The organism is Chelatococcus sp. HY11 (assembly GCF_018398335.1).
GTDB lineage: Bacteria > Pseudomonadota > Alphaproteobacteria > Rhizobiales > Beijerinckiaceae > Chelatococcus.
The window spans coordinates 2,941,758-2,959,376 of sequence record NZ_JAHBRX010000001.1; the positions used below are offsets into that span (position 1 = coordinate 2,941,758).

14 protein-coding genes are annotated in these 17,619 nt (G+C 61.3%); 13 read left to right on the plus strand and 1 reads right to left on the minus strand.

The features are described from left to right. Nucleotides 1–96 precede the first annotated feature (96 nt). The gene (locus tag KIO74_RS13485; RefSeq protein WP_213332470.1) at nt 97–1,692 is read left to right on the plus strand and encodes a rhodanese-like domain-containing protein; all 1,596 of its coding nucleotides are present in this window, start codon (nt 97–99) and stop codon (nt 1,690–1,692) included. After that, nucleotides 1,689–2,903 (plus strand): cystathionine beta-lyase, encoded by a 1,215-nt coding sequence (metC, locus tag KIO74_RS13490; RefSeq protein WP_291979810.1) that lies wholly within the window; start codon nt 1,689–1,691, stop codon nt 2,901–2,903. The genes KIO74_RS13485 and metC overlap by 4 nt, the downstream gene beginning before the upstream one ends. Nucleotides 2,904–3,033: 130 nt before the next feature. Here the strand turns inward: metC and KIO74_RS13495 are convergent, their stop codons facing one another. After that, the gene (locus KIO74_RS13495) at nt 3,034–3,651 is read right to left on the minus strand and encodes a glutathione S-transferase family protein (protein ID WP_213332471.1); all 618 of its coding nucleotides are present in this window, start codon (nt 3,649–3,651) and stop codon (nt 3,034–3,036) included. Between the two features lie 405 nt (nt 3,652–4,056). Between KIO74_RS13495 and KIO74_RS13500 the strand changes: the two genes are divergently transcribed. The 11 genes from KIO74_RS13500 to KIO74_RS13550 all read left to right on the plus strand — a co-directional run bounded on the left by KIO74_RS13500 (nt 4,057) and on the right by KIO74_RS13550 (nt 17,572). Then, nucleotides 4,057–6,138: a hydantoinase/oxoprolinase family protein gene (locus KIO74_RS13500; protein ID WP_213332472.1), complete on the plus strand. Its 2,082-nt coding sequence runs from the start codon at nt 4,057–4,059 to the stop codon at nt 6,136–6,138. Beyond that, nucleotides 6,135–7,787: a hydantoinase B/oxoprolinase family protein gene (locus tag KIO74_RS13505; protein ID WP_213332473.1), complete on the plus strand. Its 1,653-nt coding sequence runs from the start codon at nt 6,135–6,137 to the stop codon at nt 7,785–7,787. The genes KIO74_RS13500 and KIO74_RS13505 overlap by 4 nt, the downstream gene beginning before the upstream one ends. Before the next feature lie 160 nt (nt 7,788–7,947). Continuing rightward, nucleotides 7,948–8,676 carry a GntR family transcriptional regulator gene (locus KIO74_RS13510; RefSeq protein WP_213332474.1) on the plus strand — a complete coding sequence of 243 codons (729 nt, stop codon included), beginning with the start codon at nt 7,948–7,950 and terminating at the stop codon, nt 8,674–8,676. Between the two features lie 291 nt (nt 8,677–8,967). Next, nucleotides 8,968–10,500 (plus strand): FAD-dependent tricarballylate dehydrogenase TcuA, encoded by a 1,533-nt coding sequence (gene tcuA, locus KIO74_RS13515; RefSeq protein WP_213332475.1) that lies wholly within the window; start codon nt 8,968–8,970, stop codon nt 10,498–10,500. A 149-nt stretch (nt 10,501–10,649) separates the two neighbouring features. Beyond that, nucleotides 10,650–12,299 carry an ABC transporter substrate-binding protein gene (locus KIO74_RS13520; RefSeq protein ID WP_213332476.1) on the plus strand — a complete coding sequence of 550 codons (1,650 nt, stop codon included), beginning with the start codon at nt 10,650–10,652 and terminating at the stop codon, nt 12,297–12,299. Between the two features lie 183 nt (nt 12,300–12,482). Then, entirely contained in the window at nt 12,483–13,073 is a 591-nt protein-coding gene (locus KIO74_RS13525; protein WP_213332477.1) for a cysteine dioxygenase family protein, read from the plus strand. A gap of 253 nt (nt 13,074–13,326) precedes the next feature. Beyond that, complete coding sequence (locus tag KIO74_RS13530; protein ID WP_213332478.1) at nt 13,327–14,304, plus strand: ABC transporter permease; 978 nt, start codon at nt 13,327–13,329, stop codon at nt 14,302–14,304. Continuing rightward, nucleotides 14,301–15,227, plus strand: coding sequence for an ABC transporter permease (locus KIO74_RS13535; RefSeq protein ID WP_213332479.1), 927 nt, complete (start codon nt 14,301–14,303; stop codon nt 15,225–15,227). The genes KIO74_RS13530 and KIO74_RS13535 overlap by 4 nt, the downstream gene beginning before the upstream one ends. Before the next feature lie 4 nt (nt 15,228–15,231). Next, the gene (locus KIO74_RS13540; RefSeq protein ID WP_213332480.1) at nt 15,232–16,260 is read left to right on the plus strand and encodes an ABC transporter ATP-binding protein; all 1,029 of its coding nucleotides are present in this window, start codon (nt 15,232–15,234) and stop codon (nt 16,258–16,260) included. Further along, a complete protein-coding gene (locus tag KIO74_RS13545; protein WP_213332481.1) occupies nt 16,257–17,294 on the plus strand; it encodes an ABC transporter ATP-binding protein in 1,038 nt (345 codons plus the stop codon). The genes KIO74_RS13540 and KIO74_RS13545 overlap by 4 nt, the downstream gene beginning before the upstream one ends. Then, a complete protein-coding gene (locus tag KIO74_RS13550; protein ID WP_213332482.1) occupies nt 17,294–17,572 on the plus strand; it encodes a hypothetical protein in 279 nt (92 codons plus the stop codon). Before KIO74_RS13545 ends, KIO74_RS13550 begins: the two co-directional genes overlap by 1 nt. Nucleotides 17,573–17,619 lie beyond the last annotated feature (47 nt).

Sequence of the window (17,619 nt, forward strand, 5' to 3'; positions counted from 1 at the left end):
GAGAGGATCGCCGCGCGTTCGTCACTTATGAACATTTGGCTGCCGCCGGGGCGACGCGCTGATTGCAGCGGCTCATCAAGCCCACCGCTGACAGGGATGTCGATGAACCAGATTTCCGCAACGGACCTCATGACAATCATCTCTTCCGACGAAGAGATCGCCATTGTGGACATTCGCGAGAAAGGCCACTTCGGCCTGGAGCATCTGCTTCACGCCGCAAATATCCCCTTTAGCGAACTCGAATCCGGCATCCTGCTCCAGGTTCCCCGTCGCACGACACGGATCGTTCTGATCGACGGTATCGACCGCGTCGCGCCTCGCGCCGAAGAACGGTTGCGGGAGCTCGGTTACGTGTCGGTGGAATGCCTGGCTGGCGGCGTCGACGCCTGGCGAGATGCGGGGGGCGAAGTCTTCATCGGGGAAGACGTGACGCCCAAGGCGTTCGGCGAGATCGTGGAAGAAGAACTGCACACCCCCGCGCTGAATCCGAGGGAGGTCGCGGCGCTGATCGGAAAAGGCGAGGACGTCATCATTCTCGACGGCCGTACTTGGCCGGAACATCAAGGCATCAGCATACCCGGCAGCATCAGCGTCCCGAACGGGGAACTGTTGTTGCGATTGCCGGATCTGGTGAAGGATCCCCGAACAAACGTCGTCGTGACCTGCGCGGGCCGCACGCGGTCGATCATCGGCGCGCAAACCCTGATCAATGCTGGCGTTGAAAATCCGGTTTACGCATTGCGTGGCGGTACGCAGGCCTGGCGGATGGCCGGGCTGTCCCTGCAAAGTGGCAGTACAAACCGGTTCGCGGATGTGACGCCAGAAGGCGCCGCGCGCGCCGAGGCGTTCGCGAACGATCTCCGTCGCAAGGCGGGCATTCCCGACATTCCCCATGCCGACGTGGAGCGGATCGCGGGCAAAGGCCAAAGAAGCGTCTATCTGCTCGATGTCCGCACCCGGGAGGAGTTCGACGAAGGGCATATCGCCGGCTCGGTCCACGCCCCTGGCGGGCAACTTGTGCAGGGGGTCATCCGCTGGTGCGCGGTGCGCAGGGGTTTGCTCGTCCTGATAGACAGCGCCCCCTTCGTGCGCGCTGTTTCAGCCGCCCACTGGCTCCGGCAGATGGGGTATGACGCACGCGTCCTCGATGGCGGCGTCGAGGGCGCGACTTCGCAAGTCGTGAAGGACGATCCGCCCCTGGCCATTCCCCCATTCTCATCCGTCGCGCTGGTTGATACCGACCACGCCAGACGTCTCCGTACCGGCAATGTCCTGACGATCGATGTCGGCTCCTCCATGGACTACAGAAACAGCCATATCGCCGGGGCGATCTGGGGGATACGCCCTCGTTTGGATGATCTGTGCGAGCTTGTTCATCAGGCCGATACCGTAATCGTCTACAGCGCCGTCGCCGCGCGGGCGTTCCTCTTCGCCGCCGATTTGAAGCGCCTGTTTCCAGCGTACGATGTTTGCGTGCTGAACGGAGGATTGAACGCTTGGCGCGTTGCGGGCGGAGAGGTGGAGAGCACGCCCGATGCCCCACCGGACGAGGCTTGCATCGATTACCTGTTCTGGGCGCATGATCGGCAGAAGGGCAACGACGCCGCGACTTTGCAATATTTCAACTGGGAGCACGGCCTCCCGGAACAGATCACCCGCGACGGCACCTCGGAATTCAGGATCTTGAAGTGAGCGCTCGTCAGGACAAGAACGCCGGACAGTTCGCAACGCAGCTGAGCACGAACGACGAGACCATCGTCGCGCATGCCGGTCGGTCGAGCGGCCATTTCGGAGCGGTCAACACGCCCGTCTATCACGCGTCGACCATCCTGTTTCCGACGCTGGCAGCCTATGAGCAAAAGGCAACTGCTCCTGTTCGCTATGGTCGGCGCGGCACGCCGACAACTGCGGCCCTTGAAGACGCGATCAGCGCACTGGAGGGAGCCGCGGGAACGGTACTGACACCTTCCGGCATGAGCGCTGTCACCACGACGCTGATCGCCCATGCGGGGCAAGGCGCTGAATTCCTGATTTCGGACGCGGTGTACCCCCCGGTTCGCACGTTTTGTAAACGCCTGAACGAACAGTTCGGCGTCGAGACGGTGTTTTACGACCCCTGCATTGGGCAAGATATCTCTGCCCTCGTTACAGACCGCACACGCCTGATCTGGCTGGAGTCCCCTGGCTCCCACACCTTCGAGATCCAGGATATCGCCGCCATCACGCGGGTGGCGCGGGCGCGCGGTGTAACCACGGTCATCGACAATTCCTGGAGCGGAGGGCATTTCCTGAAGCCGTTCAGGCTCGGCGTCGACATCGTCGTCCATGCCGCGACGAAGTACATAGGCGGTCATGCTGACGCGATGCTGGGCGCGATCGCCTGTAACGACGACAATCTCGGAAAGATCAGGAAGGCGATCTCGGATTTCGGTCTCTGCGCCGGGCCTGACGACGCCTACCTCGTGCTACGGGGATTCAGGACCCTCGTCACGCGTCTGAAACAACACAACGAGAATGGCCTTGAGGTCGCGCGGTGGCTCGAGGCGCATCCGCTTGTCGAGCGCGTGATCCATCCGGCCCTGGTCAGCCATCCGCAGCACGCGTTGTGGCGCGAGCAGTTCACGGGCGCCTCGGGACTGTTCGGCTTTGTCATCAAATGCCGGGACAGGGCCGCGCTCGGGCCGATGATGGACGGGCTTAGCTACTTCGGGATGGGGTCGAGCTGGGGCGGCTTTGAAAGTTTGCTCATTCCCGTAAGTCTCGACGGCAAGAGAGAGGTCGCGCATCCAGCTTGGCAAGGCCAGCTGATGCGCATTCACGTGGGGCTGGAGCATCCCGACGACCTGATTGGAGACCTTGACCGTGCCCTCCAACGATTGCCCATGGCGGATAGGGGTGCCTGAAACAGGATGACAGCTCAGACGACGAGACGATGAAACGCCCCTTTTCGAATCCACGTCAGACGCTCCTGGTGTCGACGACGGCCCCTTGTCCGGCGGAGCCGTCAGCCGTGGCTAGGAGGCGCCGCCTTGCTCAGGCGAAGCCCTGAATTTTCAGGACCGTCTGGACAGAGGGTCGCTCTCTCATCCTGGCATAGTGGTTCGCCAGATGCCCTGGCAACGGCTTGTTCAAGCGTTCGGCCATCCAGAACTCGACGTAGAAAAGCGCCGCGTCCGCTATCGAAAAATCGCCCACGGCAAAACCCTCGGCGCTTGCCTTATCTCCGAGCCAGGCCATGCCCTGCTCAAAGGTCTTGAGACCCATCGCCTTTACCGCCTCGTGGCTCTCGGGGGCCGGAGAAAAATTTTGCGGGCGGGAGATGCGCGAGAAGCCGAGACTGTGGACGGTCCCAACGGTGTAGTCCATCAGTTCATAGGCGCGCGCGGCGGCCAACGGGTCGGCTGGCAACAGCCGCTTGTCGGGATGGGTGAGGTGCAGCCACGTGGCCATTGCCTGGAATTCGGAGAGCGTGCTGCCATCCTCGAACTGGAAAAGGGGAACCTTGCCCTTTGGATTGAGCGCCAGGTATTCGGGGCTCCTTTGCTCCTGTTTGGTGAAATCCAGTCTTTGAGGCTCGTAAGCGGTGCCCGTTTCCTCCAGGAGGATATGGATACCAAGCGCGCATGAGCCGTTGGCGTAGAAGAACTTCATCGGACTATCCTTTTGTGAGATCTATCGGACCCATGGCAGGGGCGCCAAGCCTTGTAGATGGCGCCAAGCCTGGCAGATGGCGCCAGGAGCGGACCGTATTTCGCCGTTTGCGGACAATGACGGCCACGTCTGGCCAACCACATATCGACAAGTTCGCCGCGAAGATCTGCACCGCTTGTACCCACGGAATATTATCTTTTCTGCGCGGGTCAAGGGCGGCGCGCGCTTGAGACGGCGGCATGCCAAATGGCTTCTCCATCCTGCGGCGGGGCTGAAAACGGCTATCCGCGTGGGCTTATCCTATAATGTTGACAATCGGATGCAAATGAATACATCTGAATTCCCAGATGGATCCCAACGCCGGGACGTGAGCCCGGAGGATATCCGTACAGGAAGGGGCTCGATATGGCGGAATTGAAGCTGTCAGTGGACGTTGGCGGCACGTTCACCGATGTGGTTCTGCGACAGGGCCACAAGCGTTGGACCACCAAAGTGCTCACTACGCCTCGCGTTCCGGAAGAGGGCGTTCTCACGGGCATTTCCGAAATACTTGCCACCGCCGGGCGACGTTTCGACGAAGTCGATATATTCGTTCATGGCACGACGCTGGCGACGAATGCGATCATCGAGCGGCGTGGCGCGCGCACGGCACTGCTTGCAACGCAAGGATTTCGGGACGTTCTCGAGATGGGTACGGAGAGCCGCTTCGACCAGTACGACCTGGAATTGGTTCGCCCCTCGCCTGTCGTTCCCCGCCCGCTCCGTTTCGGCGTTCCCGAACGCCTGGATGCAAAAGGCCTGGTGCGCGTTCCGCTCGACGAACGAGCCGTCGTGGACGTCGCTGGACAACTGGAGCGCGAGGGGGTCGAAGCCGTCGCGATCTCCTTCCTGCATTCCTACATCAATCCAGCGCACGAGAAGGCGGTCGGAAAACTTCTGGCCAGTCGTCTGCCCAGCCTCGCCATTTCTCTGTCACACGAAGTCTGCCCTGAAATAAGAGAGTATGAGCGGACCTCGACGACCGTTCTGAACGCTTATGTCCAGCCGCTGATGGACCGGTATCTCGACCAGATGGAACGGCGCCTGATCGAAGCCGGGTTCCGGGGTTCGATCGCGCTGATGACCTCAGGCGGCGGGTTGACCTCGCTGTCGCTCGCGAGGCGCTTTCCAATCCGCATGGTCGAATCCGGCCCGGCGGGTGGCGCGATCTTCGCCTGCCAGCTGGCGAAGAAGTTCGATGAAAAGAAGGTACTGGCGTTCGACATGGGCGGCACCACCGCCAAGCTGACCCTTCTCAACGATTTCAGCCCGACCAAGAACAGGTTTTTCGAGGTGGATCGCACAGCGCGGTTCCTGAAGGGCAGCGGTCTGCCAATCCGGATCCCCGTGGTCGAGATGGTGGAGATCGGCGCGGGTGGCGGCTCTATCGCGCGTCTTGACCTGATGAACAGGATCAATGTTGGACCAGAAAGTGCCTCGTCCGATCCCGGCCCCGCCTGTTACGGACTTGGCGGTGAGAAGCCAACTGTTTCTGACGCCGATCTCGTCCTGGGCTTTCTCGATCCCGATCGCTTTTCCGGGAATAAGATCGCGCTGAAACCAGATCTGGCCCGCGATGCGGTCCATCGCGCAGTGGGCGAAGGGCTCGGGCTGAGCCCCCACGCGGCCGCGCACGGTATCTACGAGATGGTCTGCGAGAACATGGCCTCCGCAGCGCGCGCGCATGCCGTCGAACAGGGCGCCGCCGCTGAGCACTACACGATGATCGCCTTCGGCGGTGCAGCACCGGTTCACGCCGCCCGCCTCGCGGAAAAGCTGCGGATCGGTCGCGTCATCATTCCCCGCAGCGCTGGCGTTGGCTCGGCCGTCGGGTTTCTCGATGCGCCGGTCAGTTTCGAAAGCGTGCGCTCCTTCACCATGCGGCTCGATCAGTTCGACGCGGGAAGGCTACATACATTCGTGACAGCCATGGCCGAGGAGGTGCGTGCGTGGGTCTCGTCGGCCGCGGGCGATGCTCCCCTCGTCGAGCATCGGCAAGCCTTCATGCGCTATCTGGGGCAGGGCCATGAAATCCCCGTCACGATCCCGCAGGGCCCCTACACGGCCTCTGATGCTGAAGCCTTCAGGGCTGTTTTCGAGGAGGCCTACCAGGCGCAGTTCGACCGTGTGATACCTTACGCTGAAATCGAGATCCTCTCCGTATGCGTGCTGGTATCGACGGCAGCCCAAGAGCTCTCCATCGTCCCGCCCGTCGAACGGATTGATGGAGCGAAGGCGCGCGGCACGGTGGAAATCTACGACGGTCAAAGAAACCGCATGCGCACCGTGCCGATATACGATCGCGAGACCCTGACCTCCGGCATGTACATCGAGGGTCCCGCCATTGTTGCGGAGGCGGAAACGACCACGGTCGTGACCGCGAGCTTCGATGCGCAGATCGACGCGATCGGCTCGATTGTCCTGGAAGCCAGGGAGAAAAAGATATGACTTTGGCGGACAGCGTTGACCTGGTGACGAAGCAGATCGTCTGGAACCGCCTGACGGCCATCGTCGAGGAACAGGCGCAGGTGCTGCAGAGCACGGCTTTCAGCACGATCGTGCGGGAATCCGGGGATCTCGCCGCAGGCGTCTTCGATGCGCGCGGCAGGATGCTGGCGCAGGCAGTGACAGGCACGCCGGGCCACGTCAATTCCATGGCTCTGGCGGTTGGCCACGTCATCGCCCATTACCCGTTGAATGAGATGCGGCCGGGCGATGTCTTCATCCACAACGACCCCTGGATGGGCACTGGGCACACCAACGATATCTCGGTGACGACCCCTTGCTTCCTCGACGGAAAGCTCGTCGCCATCTTCGCGTGCAACAGCCATATCATGGATATAGGCGGACCGACGGATCGGGTTAGTTCTACTGACGTCTTCATGGAGGGGCTTTATCTGCCGATCGTTAAGATCGTCGACGCGGGCATCATGAACGAAGCGCTCATGGCGGTCATCCGTGCCAATACGCGACAGCCCGTGGAAACAGTCGGTGACGTTTACTCGCTTATCAATTGCAATTCCATCGGCGGTAAGCGCCTCGCTGAGATGATGCGCGAGTTTGGATTGGACAACCTTGATGGCGCATCCGATTACATCATTGATACCTCACGCGAGGCGGTCCTGCGCGAAATCGCGAAGCTTCCCAAGGGAACCTGGCATGGCGAACTGACGCTGGACGGCAACAACGAGCCGATCCATCTGAAAGCGGCGCTGACCATCAGTGACACGGGCATCCACGTCGATTACACGGGGTCTCCGCCGATGACCAAGCGGAACTACAACGTTCCGTTATGCTATACGCTTGCCTACACATCCTACGCCATCGGCTGCGTCGTCGCGAAGGATATCCCCAATAATCACGGTTCGCTGGAGCCGAGGACCATTTCGGCGCCCGAAGGGTCGATCGTGAACGCGCTGAAGCCGGCGGCCGTGCTGGCTCGCGCGCAGATCGGCCTGATGCTGCCGGATCTTGTCTTCAATTGCCTCCGTAAAGCGGTGCCGGACAAGGTCCCGGCTGAAAACACCGGCGTTCTTTGGAGCTTGCGCGCGAAGGGGCCGCGATCCTCCCCGCCCCGGTTGGACGATCACTATCTGGTCCAGCTTGTCACGACCGGCGGCATGGGTGCGCTGCCGTCCCGCGACGGCATGTCCGCGACGGGTTTCCCGAGCGGGGTTCGCGGAGGGCCGGTAGAAGTCTTCGAGTCGCTCTCGACGATTATCGTCTGGCAGAAAGAGTATCGGATCGATAGCGGCGGCGCCGGCAAGACACGGGGCGGTCTCGGACAACATATCGAGTTGCAGAACCTGATCGACGAGAGCTTCATCTATAATGCCGTCTACGAGCGGGTCGACAATCCACCACGAGGCTATGATGGCGGACAAAACGGCGCTGGCGGACGTTTGATGCTCGCATCAGGCGCGAAGCTTGCGGCGAAAGGTTCCCATGTTATCCCGCCCGGAGAGCGCGTGGTCATCCTGTCACCCGGCGGCGGAGGATTGGGCGACCCTAAAGACCGCGACAGAGTGCTCGTTCTGGCAGACCTTCGCGACGGAATGGTATCCGCCGAAGCGGCCAAGCACATCTATGGCCTCTGAGACTGGGATCGGTGAGGCGGCGCCCGCAAATCAACAAAGCCATTGTGAGTAAGGCAGCCTTCGCGGCCGGGCGCCACCCAGCGGCCTATTTTTCACGTCACCCATACCCCTTGCTGTCATATAGCCGCACGTCTATGGGTTGCGGGGTAGGTGGAGCGACATGACCAGAAAAGCGAAAGCGCCAAGCGGTGGTGACCAAGGGGCGGGAAAGACCAGCTCCGTCCAGCTCTATCAGCTGCTTTACAAGGCGTTACTCAGCGGGGAACTCAAACCGGGAGACCGGATCCGCGAGAATGAAATCGCGTCCCGTTACAATGTCAGCCGCACGCCGGTGCGTGAAGCACTCGGACGCCTGGAGGCCCAGGGCCTGCTTGTCTACGGCGATCAGCGTGGGCTTGTCGTGCCGCGACTCGATTCGCAAAGCGTCACCGAACTCTATGTCATGCGCGAAGTCCTGGATGCGACCGCCGCGCGTCTCGCTGCCAAGCACGCCAACGAAGCGGAGATAGCCTCCTTGCGCTACATGGTCGAGCGCGATTCCCAGAACAGCCACGACATACCCTATCTTGCGACGACAAACAGGCTTTTCCATTCCGCCATCGGCGATTGCGCCCACAATCGCTTCCTGAAGCGCATGCAGGAGACCTTGGCTGAATCGCTCGCCCTTCTCGGGCCGACGACCCTGAGCCTGCCCATGCGCGCTCAAGAGGCCATCGCGGAACATGCGGAGGTTGTGGAGGCGATCGCCAGAGGTGACGGCGACGCGGCCGCGGCCGCGGCAAGCCGGCACAGCGCTGCTTCGCATCAGGCGCGATTGAAACTGATCTACGCGGAGGCGCAGGACCGCGCGGCAGCCGCTGCTTCGGCTGGAAGGCTCCCAGAGCCCTAATCGCCTGCCACGAATCCAGTTCGCCATCGACATGCAGGGCTCGTGACTGCCGGGGGAGGCCTCGTCGGGCGCGGCAACTCGTGCCTGTCCTCCCGCCAGCACCAGGAGGGACAATGTGGCATGCCCCGCTCTCTCGGACCTTCGCACGCTTTAGCCCGTCTCTCGGCACCTCTCAATGACGCATCAGCGCAAGATCTGCAGCCGAAGGCCGGCTCCGGATCGCGTGAGTTGACTTCATCGCCTCCATATGTATTCAATTGGATGCATTAGAGTGCATTTGAGGAACGGCCGGTGGATCAATTCGACGTCGTTGTTGTGGGCGCGGGAAATGCCGCCTTGTGCGCTGCGATCGCGGCCGAGGAGCGGGGTGCTCGCGTGCTTGTGCTGGAGCGTGCACCTGAGAGCGAAAGCGGCGGTAACAGCCGCTTCACCGCGGGAGCGATCCGCTTCGCCTATAGGGGCGTCGACGATCTTCGCGATATCATGCCCGACCTCACCGAGGGCGAAATTGCCCAGACCGATTTCCAGAGCTACACCGAAGATCAGTTCTTCGACGACATGTTCCGCGTGACCCGCTATCGCTCGGATCCTGTCCTTTGCGAGCTTCTGGTCCGCAGAAGCTTCAGCACCATGAAGTGGCTCAGCGGCAAGGGAGTTCGCTTCCAGCCGATTTATGGCCGCCAGGCCTTCAAGATCGACGGCAAGTTCAAGTTCTGGGGCGGCTTGACGGTCGAAGCCTGGGGCGGCGGCCCCGGACTGGTCGAGAGCGAGACGCAGATCGCGCGCAAGCGTGGCGTCGAGATACGTTACAACGCGCGCGCGATCGGGTTGCTTTACGACGGATCGAAAGTCTCCGGAGTCCGGATCAAGGAACGCGGACAGGTCAAGGAAATTTCCTCGCGTTGTGTCGTGCTCGCCGCTGGCGGATTCCAGGCTGATCCCTCGATGCGGGCACAGTATCTCGGCCGGGAATGGGAACTGGCGCGCGTGCGCGGATCGCGGTTCAGCACCGGCGATGGCATTCGCATGGCGAAGGCGATCGGCGCGGCTTCGTTTGGAAACTGGTCTGGTTGCCATGCCGTCGGTTGGGATTTCAATGCCCCCGAGTTCGGCGATCTCGACGTCGGAGACGGTTTCCAGAAGCATTCCTATCCGTTCGGCATCATGGTCAACGCCCTCGGGCGCCGGTTCGTCGACGAGGGCGCCGACTTCCGCAACTACACCTATGCGAAGTACGGGCGCGTCATTCTCGAGCAGCCGGGTAACTTTGCCTGGCAGATCTTTGACAGCAAAGTCACCCACCTTCTTCGCGACGAGTATCGCATCAAGCAGGTGACCAAGGTTACCGCCGGCACGCTGGAGGAGCTCGCGTCCAAGCTGGAAGGCGTGGACTCCAAGGCTTTCTTGCAAGAAATCGCCAGCTATAACGCGGCAGTACAAAGAGACGTTCCATTCAACCCCAATATCAAGGATGGGCGTGGCACGACATCTCTCAACGTCAATAAGACCAATTGGGCGAATACGATTGATGAGGGCCCCTATTGCGCATTCCAGGTCGGATGCGGAGTGACATTCACCTTCGGCGGCCTGAGGATCAATGGAGACGCTCAGGTCCTGGACGAGGATCTCGAGCCCATTCAGGGTCTTTACGCGGCGGGCGAACTTGTCGGAGGCCTCTTCTACTTCAATTATCCCGGCGGAACGGGCCTCATGGCGGGGGCGGTGTTCGGCCGGATTGCCGGCGGCTCCGCGGGCGAGGCCGCTGTCCAAGCCACGCCGGGTGGCATAAGGCAAGCCGTAGGGGGCGTAACCGCGGTGGCGTGACCAGGAAAGATTGAAGTCGGCAATCTCGTTGGTGACCTCTAGATAACCCGACCTTGGTTTGGATTCGATCGCAAGAAAATGCCGAAAAAGGCATGAGCGTGGCTAATAGCTCGCGACAATCGCGAGGGGAAAGAATGGGAGTCGCAGCAATGACCATAGTCGAGAATTCAGCAGCCCCTCCGAATGAACGCGCAGGTTTGAGCCGTCGTCATGTCCTCGCGCTGTCTGGAGCCGCGAGCGCGGCCGCTCTCCTGGCAGGGGGCGCGGTGGCTCGAGCTGCCGAGATCGAGGAGCTTCGCATAGGCTGCTTCACGGAGCCGCCGTCGCTCGATCCGCACTGGCAGAACACCGCGGCCAGCAACTCGCTGTCCCAACATATCTTCGACAGGCTGTTCCACGCCGACGAGAACCAGAAGCCGGTCCCGGCCCTGGCAGAAGGCTGGAAGGTCATCGATCCCCTGACCTGGGAAATCGCGTTGCGCAAGGACGTCAAATTCCACGACGGCACGCCGTTCACGGCGGACGACGTGCTTTTCACCTTTGAGCGCTCGCAGAATGTTCCGAACTCTCCGTTCTCCTTCAAGTCCTATCTCGGCAATAAGAAGCTCGAGAAGGTCGACGACCATCTGATACGGATCAGGACCCCATCGCCCAACCCCATTCTCATCAACGAGATCATGACGGTCTCGATCATCTCGAGGAAGGTGGGGGAGAAGGCCACCACGGACGACTACAATCGCGGTACCGCGATGGTGGGAACCGGTCCTTATCGTTTCGTGGAGTGGCGTTCCGGGCAGCATATCAAGCTTGAACGGCACGAGGGCTACTGGGGCAACAAGCCGGAATGGATGCGGGTCATGCTACGTCCGATATCCTCAAATCCGGCACGCGTCGCGGCGCTCCTGTCGGGTGATGTCGAACTGATCGACTTCGTGCCGCCGTCGTCGCTTGAGCGGCTTCAGTCCAACAAGGCTTTGTCGCTGAGCAGCAAGGTCTCCAATCGGATGATCTACCTGGCCTTCGATCACAGCCGGGCCCGCTCTCCGTTTGTGAAAGGCATTGACGGCTCGGAGATCGATAACCCCTTGCGGAAGCTTGAGGTTCGCCAGGCCATATCGAAGGCGATCAATCGCGAGGCTCTTGGGAGCCGCGCGCTGGAAGGCATGGGCGTGCCAGCGGGGCAATTGGTGCCACCGGAGATATTCGGATCCGCTCCCGAGCTTGGACCGGACAAGTTCAGTGTAGCGGACGCAAAGGCGCTGTTGACGAAAGCGGGCTACCCCAACGGCTTCGCGATCACGCTGCACTCGTCCAACGACCGCTATGTCAACGACGCGGCCGTCGCCGAGGCGATTGCGCAGATGCTGACCCGGATCGGCATTCGCACTGCAGTAGAGACTATGCCCTATTCGGTTTACGTACCGCGCGCCACGGGCGGCGGCCCGGAAGGTCTCTCGCAGTTCAGCCTGTTCCTCTACGGCTTCGGCGGGCAGACCGGCGAAGCGTCCGTCGCGCTGAGATCCGTTGTCGCGACCTATGACAAGGACAAGGGGCTTGGCTCCTCCAACCGTGGGCGCTACTCCAACCCGGAGGTCGACAAGCTTATCGGTGAGGCCGCGCAAGAGCTGGACGATACCAAGCGTGCGGCTCTCATGGCCGAGGCGACGCGGATTTCCATGGGCGATGTCGCAGTGGCCCCAATCTACTTCCCGGTGAACTACTGGAGCGCAAAGAGTGGCATGACCTATCGCGCGCGCACCGACGAGCGCACACTCGCGATGGATACGCTGGCGGGATAGCGGCCGAAAGGTGTAAACGCAGGGCCGATCGATATGATCTCGGCCAATCCCTCAAAGCCGTGCGCCGTTGAGGCGTACGGTGGATCAGACCTGGCGCAGCGCCGAGCGAGAGATCGATCCCGATAACAGCGGCTTGCGGGCATGTCTTGTCCCAACCCGGCCGTATCATAGAAGGAGTACGCCATGAACGTAGCGGAAGAAAGAGATACGGCCGTCCGGCGTCTGATTGAGGAAGCCAGCGCAAAGATGGCGCAGGATGGCTCCGGCCCCGACACGCTCTCGCATATCCGCCAGATGGTCGCCTCCCTGGCGCAGCGTGCAAACCTGTTTCGACTACAGGACTTCGCCCTGCCCACGGAGGGTAAGTCGCAGCGCTACAAGCTGGGCTCCGGCGCGGACGACCGCTTCGTGCTCTACCTGAACACGGTTTTGCCCGGTAAAAGCACCTTTCCGCACAACCACAAGACCTGGGCGATCGTTGCTTCCGTCCTGGGCCAGGAGCGCAACCGCATCTATAAGCGCAAAGTCGATGCGAGCGGTCAACCCGCGGGTATCGAGCTCGTCGGCGAGAAGATAGTCGGCCCCGGAGATGCCGTCCTGTTTGGCCCTGAAGACATTCACAGCGTGCACTACGAGGACGTGGCTCCCGGCGTGCAGATCCATTTCTACGGGCAAGCCCTGGAGACATTGAGCAATCGCAGCGGATTCGATGCGGACGGCAATGAGGTCAACTACAATAAATCCATGATGAAACCGACAGCGGGCAAGGTTTGATGCAACCGGCGACCCGGTATCCCGTCGGCGTCATCGCATCGGCGCCGGTCCCGATGTGCGGGCGGGTCCGGGCGCATGCGATCCACCACGCGGCGCATATCGTGTCCGATGCGGTTGGGGAGCTCGTAATCAGTCCGAGTTCAGCAACGTCGTGGTCGTGTTCAAGACCGTTGGGTAAAATCGCGGATAATCCCGGCCTCGGCTGCCCAACTACCTCAGACGGGACGTCGGTCCGGAACGAGGACGACCGTCCATGACGCTTTATATCCTCCGACGCATTCTGCAGAGCGCGTTCGTGGCTCTTGCCATGTCGATGATCGTCTTCGTGGGGCTCAACGTGGTCGGCAATCCGGTCGACATCCTCATGCCAGCAGATGCATCGCAGCAGGATATTGCCGATGCCGTCGCGCGCCTCGGCCTCGACCGGCCGCTTCACGAGCAGTATGTCGTCTTCCTGAAGAATGCGCTCACGGGGAATTTGGGAATCTCCTTCGTGAACGGCCAAAGCGCCCTCGCGACCGTGCTCGAGCGCCTTCCGGCAACGCTCGAGCTCGCTGTCGTCGCGATGATCCTGGCGCTCTTTATCGGAATCCCACTGGGCTTTCTCGCCGGATTGCGGCCTAACTCCCTCCCGGCCAAGGCCATCATGTCCAGCTCGATCGTGGCCTTCAGCCTGCCGACCTTCTGGATCGGCATCGTCTTCATCATGCTCTTCGCCGTGCAACTTGGATGGCTCCCGTCGGGAGGCCGTGGATTGACGCGCTCCATTTTCGGCCTGGAACTCAGCGTGCTCACCCTTGACGGGCTGAAGCACATCCTCCTGCCGGCGCTCACCCTGTCGCTTTTCAAGATCGCGCTGATCATCCGCCTGACCGCGGCGGGGACAGTGGAAGTATCCGGGCAGGATTACGTCAAGTTTGCGCGCGCCAAGGGTGTCAGGCGGGGGCGCATCACCTATGTCCATATTCTGAAAAACGTGATCCTTCCGGTCATGACCGTATCCGCCATGGAATTCGGCAACATCATTGCTTTTTCGGTCGTAACCGAGACCGTCTATTCTTGGCCTGGAATGGGAAAACTGCTGATCGATGCGATCCGCATGGTGGATCGCCCCGTCGTGGTCGCCTATCTCATAGTTTGCGTGCTAATTTTCATGGTGCTCAACCTGATTGTCGACATCGTCTATTCGATTCTTGATCCGCGCATCTCCCTCAAGTCGGAGTCGGCATGATGCCGGCAAGTTTTCGCCGCCCGTTCAACTTGCTTCTGGGAAAATCCGCGGAGCCGTCTCCCGCTCGTCTGTTCTGGATCGATTTTTTTGCGAGCCCCGTGGCCGCGGTCAGTCTTGTCGTGCTGATCGCCATCGTGCTCGCGGCGGTTTTAGCGCCGTTCATCGCGCCGCAAAACCCCTACGACCTGTCCGTCCTGGACATCATGGATTCGCGGCAGCCACCCGGGAGCGAATCCTCCTCGGGGATGATCTTCCTGCTCGGTTCCGACGGAGCCGGACGGGACGTGCTCAGCGCCATCCTCTACGGGATGCGCACGAGCCTGCTCGTCGGCATCAGCAGCGGGTTGCTGGGCATGTGTATCGGCGTTACGGTCGGCCTTGTCGCCGCCTATAAGGGCGGCCGCGTCGAAACGGTGATCATGCGGATCGTCGATCTGCAGCTGAGTTTCCCCACGATCCTGATCGCGCTGATCCTTTTGTCCGTGGTTGGCAAAGGCGTGGACAAGATCATTCTCGCGCTGGTGATCGCGCAATGGGCCTATTTCGCGCGCGCGGTGCGGGCCGCCGCCCTCGCCGAGCAACGCAAGGAATATGTGGAAGCGGCCCGCGTGCTCAGGCTCTCGCATGCGCGCGTCCTGTTCAGCCACATATTGCCTAACTGTATGCCGTCGCTGATCGTCATCGGCACACTGCAGACTGCATCTGCCATCTCGCTTGAGGCGACGCTGTCATTTCTGGGCGTCGGCCTTCCGCCGACGGAGCCGTCGCTCGGCCTGCTAATATCCAACGGGTTCGAATCCATGATGTCTGGACGCTATTGGATGAGCCTGTATCCCGGCATCGCTCTCCTGATCATCATCATGGCGATCAATCTGGTCGGCGATCAGGTTAGAACGGTCCTGAACCCCAAGGGCAGGGGTTAGCCAAATGATAGCCACATCCGCGCAGAGCTCGGAGAAGCCGGACGTTCTGGTCGAGGTCGAGGGGCTGCAAACCTATTTCCTGACGCGCGGCGAGCCCATGCGCGCCGTCGACGGCGTCTCCTTCAAGCTTCGTGGTGGCGAAGTCCTCGGCATCGTCGGCGAGTCCGGATCGGGCAAGACAATAACCGGCCACTCGATCCTTGGCCTCGTCGACCCACCCGGCCGGGTCGTGGGCGGCAGCATACGTTTCCGTGGTCGCGACCTCCTATCCCTGTCGGACGAAGAACTGCGCCAGCTGCGTGGCGACGCGATAGCGGCAGTCTTTCAGGATCCGATGATGACGCTCAATCCCGTGCTGCGGATCGATACGCAGATCATGGAAGCGATCCGGTCGCATCATCGGGTTTCCAAAGGCGAGGCAAGACGGCGGGCGGTTGAAGTGCTGCGGCTCGTCGGGATTCCCTCACCGGAGAAGCGGGCGAGCGCCTATCCGCATGAGCTATCCGGCGGCATGCGTCAGCGCGTGGTCATCGCCATCGCGCTCGTGAACAGCCCCGCGCTGATCATCGCCGACGAGCCCACCACGGCGCTGGATGTCACCATCCAGAGTCAGATCATCTACGAAATGCGTAAGCTCTGCCGTGAAAAGGGCACGGCGATGATCTGGATCACCCACGATCTGTCCGTCGTCGCCAGCCTCGCTGACAGGATCTGCGTCATGTACGCCGGTGAGATTGTGGAGGAGGGTGATACCGAGGAAGTGCTTGGGCAGCCCGCCCATCATTACACGGGAGGACTCATCGCCTCTATTCCGTCCGGTTCGCAGCCGGGCGAGCAACTGCCTCAGATCAAGGGCATGATCACCCGCTATCCAGCGGCCGACCAGGGATGCCGTTTCCGCGACCGCTGCCCTGCGAAGACGGACATATGCGACACCCGGCCGCCCGATGTCCGGATCTCCGACAGCCATTCCGCGAAATGCCATCACCCGGTCCATGCGCCGACGATGCTTGCTCAGGAAAGCACGCCATGAACGCAGCAGCAGCTGTTAAGACCCAGGTCCTGCTGTCCGCCCGCGGGTTGAGCAAGACGTTTCGGGCGGAGGATGACCTGATCGCGCGGATCGCGCGCCGCATCGGCCTGGCCGGCCCGCCGAGTGTCGTTCGCGCGTTGGACGATGTCGACGTCACGATCCACAAGGGAGAGGTGCTCGGTGTCGTCGGCGAATCAGGATGCGGGAAGTCAACGCTTGGGCGAACCCTCGCCGGCCTGATCACGCCTTCGAGCGGAGAGGTGCTCTATCAGGGGCGGGATATCCATGGGAAGGGAGCCGACGACAAGCTTCGGCTGAAAATGCAGATGGTGTTTCAGAACCCGCATGCGTCGCTGAACGCGCGCAAGCGCGTCGGGGACATTATCGGCGAGGCCGTGCGTGCCCATCGTGTGGTGCCACCGCGCGACGTCGATCGCCATGTCAGTGACATCATGGACAGCAGCGGGCTGGACCCGACATGGAAGTCGCGCTTTCCCCACCAATTTTCTGGCGGGCAGCGACAGCGCATCAACATTGCGCGCGCCCTGGCGGTGAAGCCCGAACTGATCATCTGCGACGAGGCCGTGTCGGCACTGGACGTGTCCGTCCAGGCGCAAATTCTGAACCTCTTTCTGGAATTGCGTCGCAAGTTCGGTTTGAGCTACCTGTTCATCAGCCACGATCTCGGGGTGATCCGGCATGTGTCGGACCGGATCGCGGTGATGTATCTGGGCAAGGTCGTCGAAATCGGCGAGGCCAAAGACATATTTGCCCGCCCGGCCCACCCGTACACTCAGGCGCTGGTGAAGGAAATTCCCAGCATCAAGCGCGACGTGGATTCCTTTCAGCCGATCAAAGGCGAGCTCCCGTCGCCGCTGTCCCCGCCGAGCGGATGCCATTTCCATCCACGCTGCGAATTCACCGGACCACGATGCCGCAGCGAAGTGCCGCGCCTCACGACCCTCGTGAATGGGCACCAAGCCGCTTGTCATCTGCTTACGCCTGGCGACGTCACCAAGAAGGAAGCAGCGTGATGACAACAACTGCCCAACTCGCACAGTGGCGAAACAAGGCTGGCGCCAGCTCTTCGCAAATGGCGGCTGCCATGGGCGTCGCAATCGCAACGTATGAAGATCTGGAAGCCGGTACGTTGCCGATCGAGCCCATCCATATTGTGGCTGCCAAGTGGGCGCTGTTGCGCATCTGTGTTGAGAAACATGACGGCGAACTTGCCGCACTGGACACGGAGCTGCTGCAACTCGTTCTGGCTGCGAGCAGACTGATCGGACGTCTCGGTGACACTTGCGGTTAAAGCAGTTGAGCTTTCGGCGGACGCGCGACGTCACGTTGGGATAAAAT

What these genes read in the sequence shown, in the direction of transcription:
- KIO74_RS13485 (WP_213332470.1), top strand. Translation starts at nt 97, where the DNA reads ATGTCGATGAACCAGATTTCCGCAACGGACCTCATGACAATCATCTCT.
- KIO74_RS13495 (WP_213332471.1), bottom strand. Translation starts at nt 3,651, where the DNA reads ATGAAGTTCTTCTACGCCAACGGCTCATGCGCGCTTGGTATCCATATC.
- KIO74_RS13500 (WP_213332472.1), top strand. Translation starts at nt 4,057, where the DNA reads ATGGCGGAATTGAAGCTGTCAGTGGACGTTGGCGGCACGTTCACCGAT.
- KIO74_RS13505 (WP_213332473.1), top strand. Translation starts at nt 6,135, where the DNA reads ATGACTTTGGCGGACAGCGTTGACCTGGTGACGAAGCAGATCGTCTGG.
- KIO74_RS13510 (WP_213332474.1), top strand. Translation starts at nt 7,948, where the DNA reads ATGACCAGAAAAGCGAAAGCGCCAAGCGGTGGTGACCAAGGGGCGGGA.
- KIO74_RS13520 (WP_213332476.1), top strand. Translation starts at nt 10,650, where the DNA reads ATGACCATAGTCGAGAATTCAGCAGCCCCTCCGAATGAACGCGCAGGT.
- KIO74_RS13525 (WP_213332477.1), top strand. Translation starts at nt 12,483, where the DNA reads ATGAACGTAGCGGAAGAAAGAGATACGGCCGTCCGGCGTCTGATTGAG.
- KIO74_RS13530 (WP_213332478.1), top strand. Translation starts at nt 13,327, where the DNA reads ATGACGCTTTATATCCTCCGACGCATTCTGCAGAGCGCGTTCGTGGCT.
- KIO74_RS13535 (WP_213332479.1), top strand. Translation starts at nt 14,301, where the DNA reads ATGATGCCGGCAAGTTTTCGCCGCCCGTTCAACTTGCTTCTGGGAAAA.
- KIO74_RS13540 (WP_213332480.1), top strand. Translation starts at nt 15,232, where the DNA reads ATGATAGCCACATCCGCGCAGAGCTCGGAGAAGCCGGACGTTCTGGTC.
- KIO74_RS13545 (WP_213332481.1), top strand. Translation starts at nt 16,257, where the DNA reads ATGAACGCAGCAGCAGCTGTTAAGACCCAGGTCCTGCTGTCCGCCCGC.
- KIO74_RS13550 (WP_213332482.1), top strand. Translation starts at nt 17,294, where the DNA reads ATGACAACAACTGCCCAACTCGCACAGTGGCGAAACAAGGCTGGCGCC.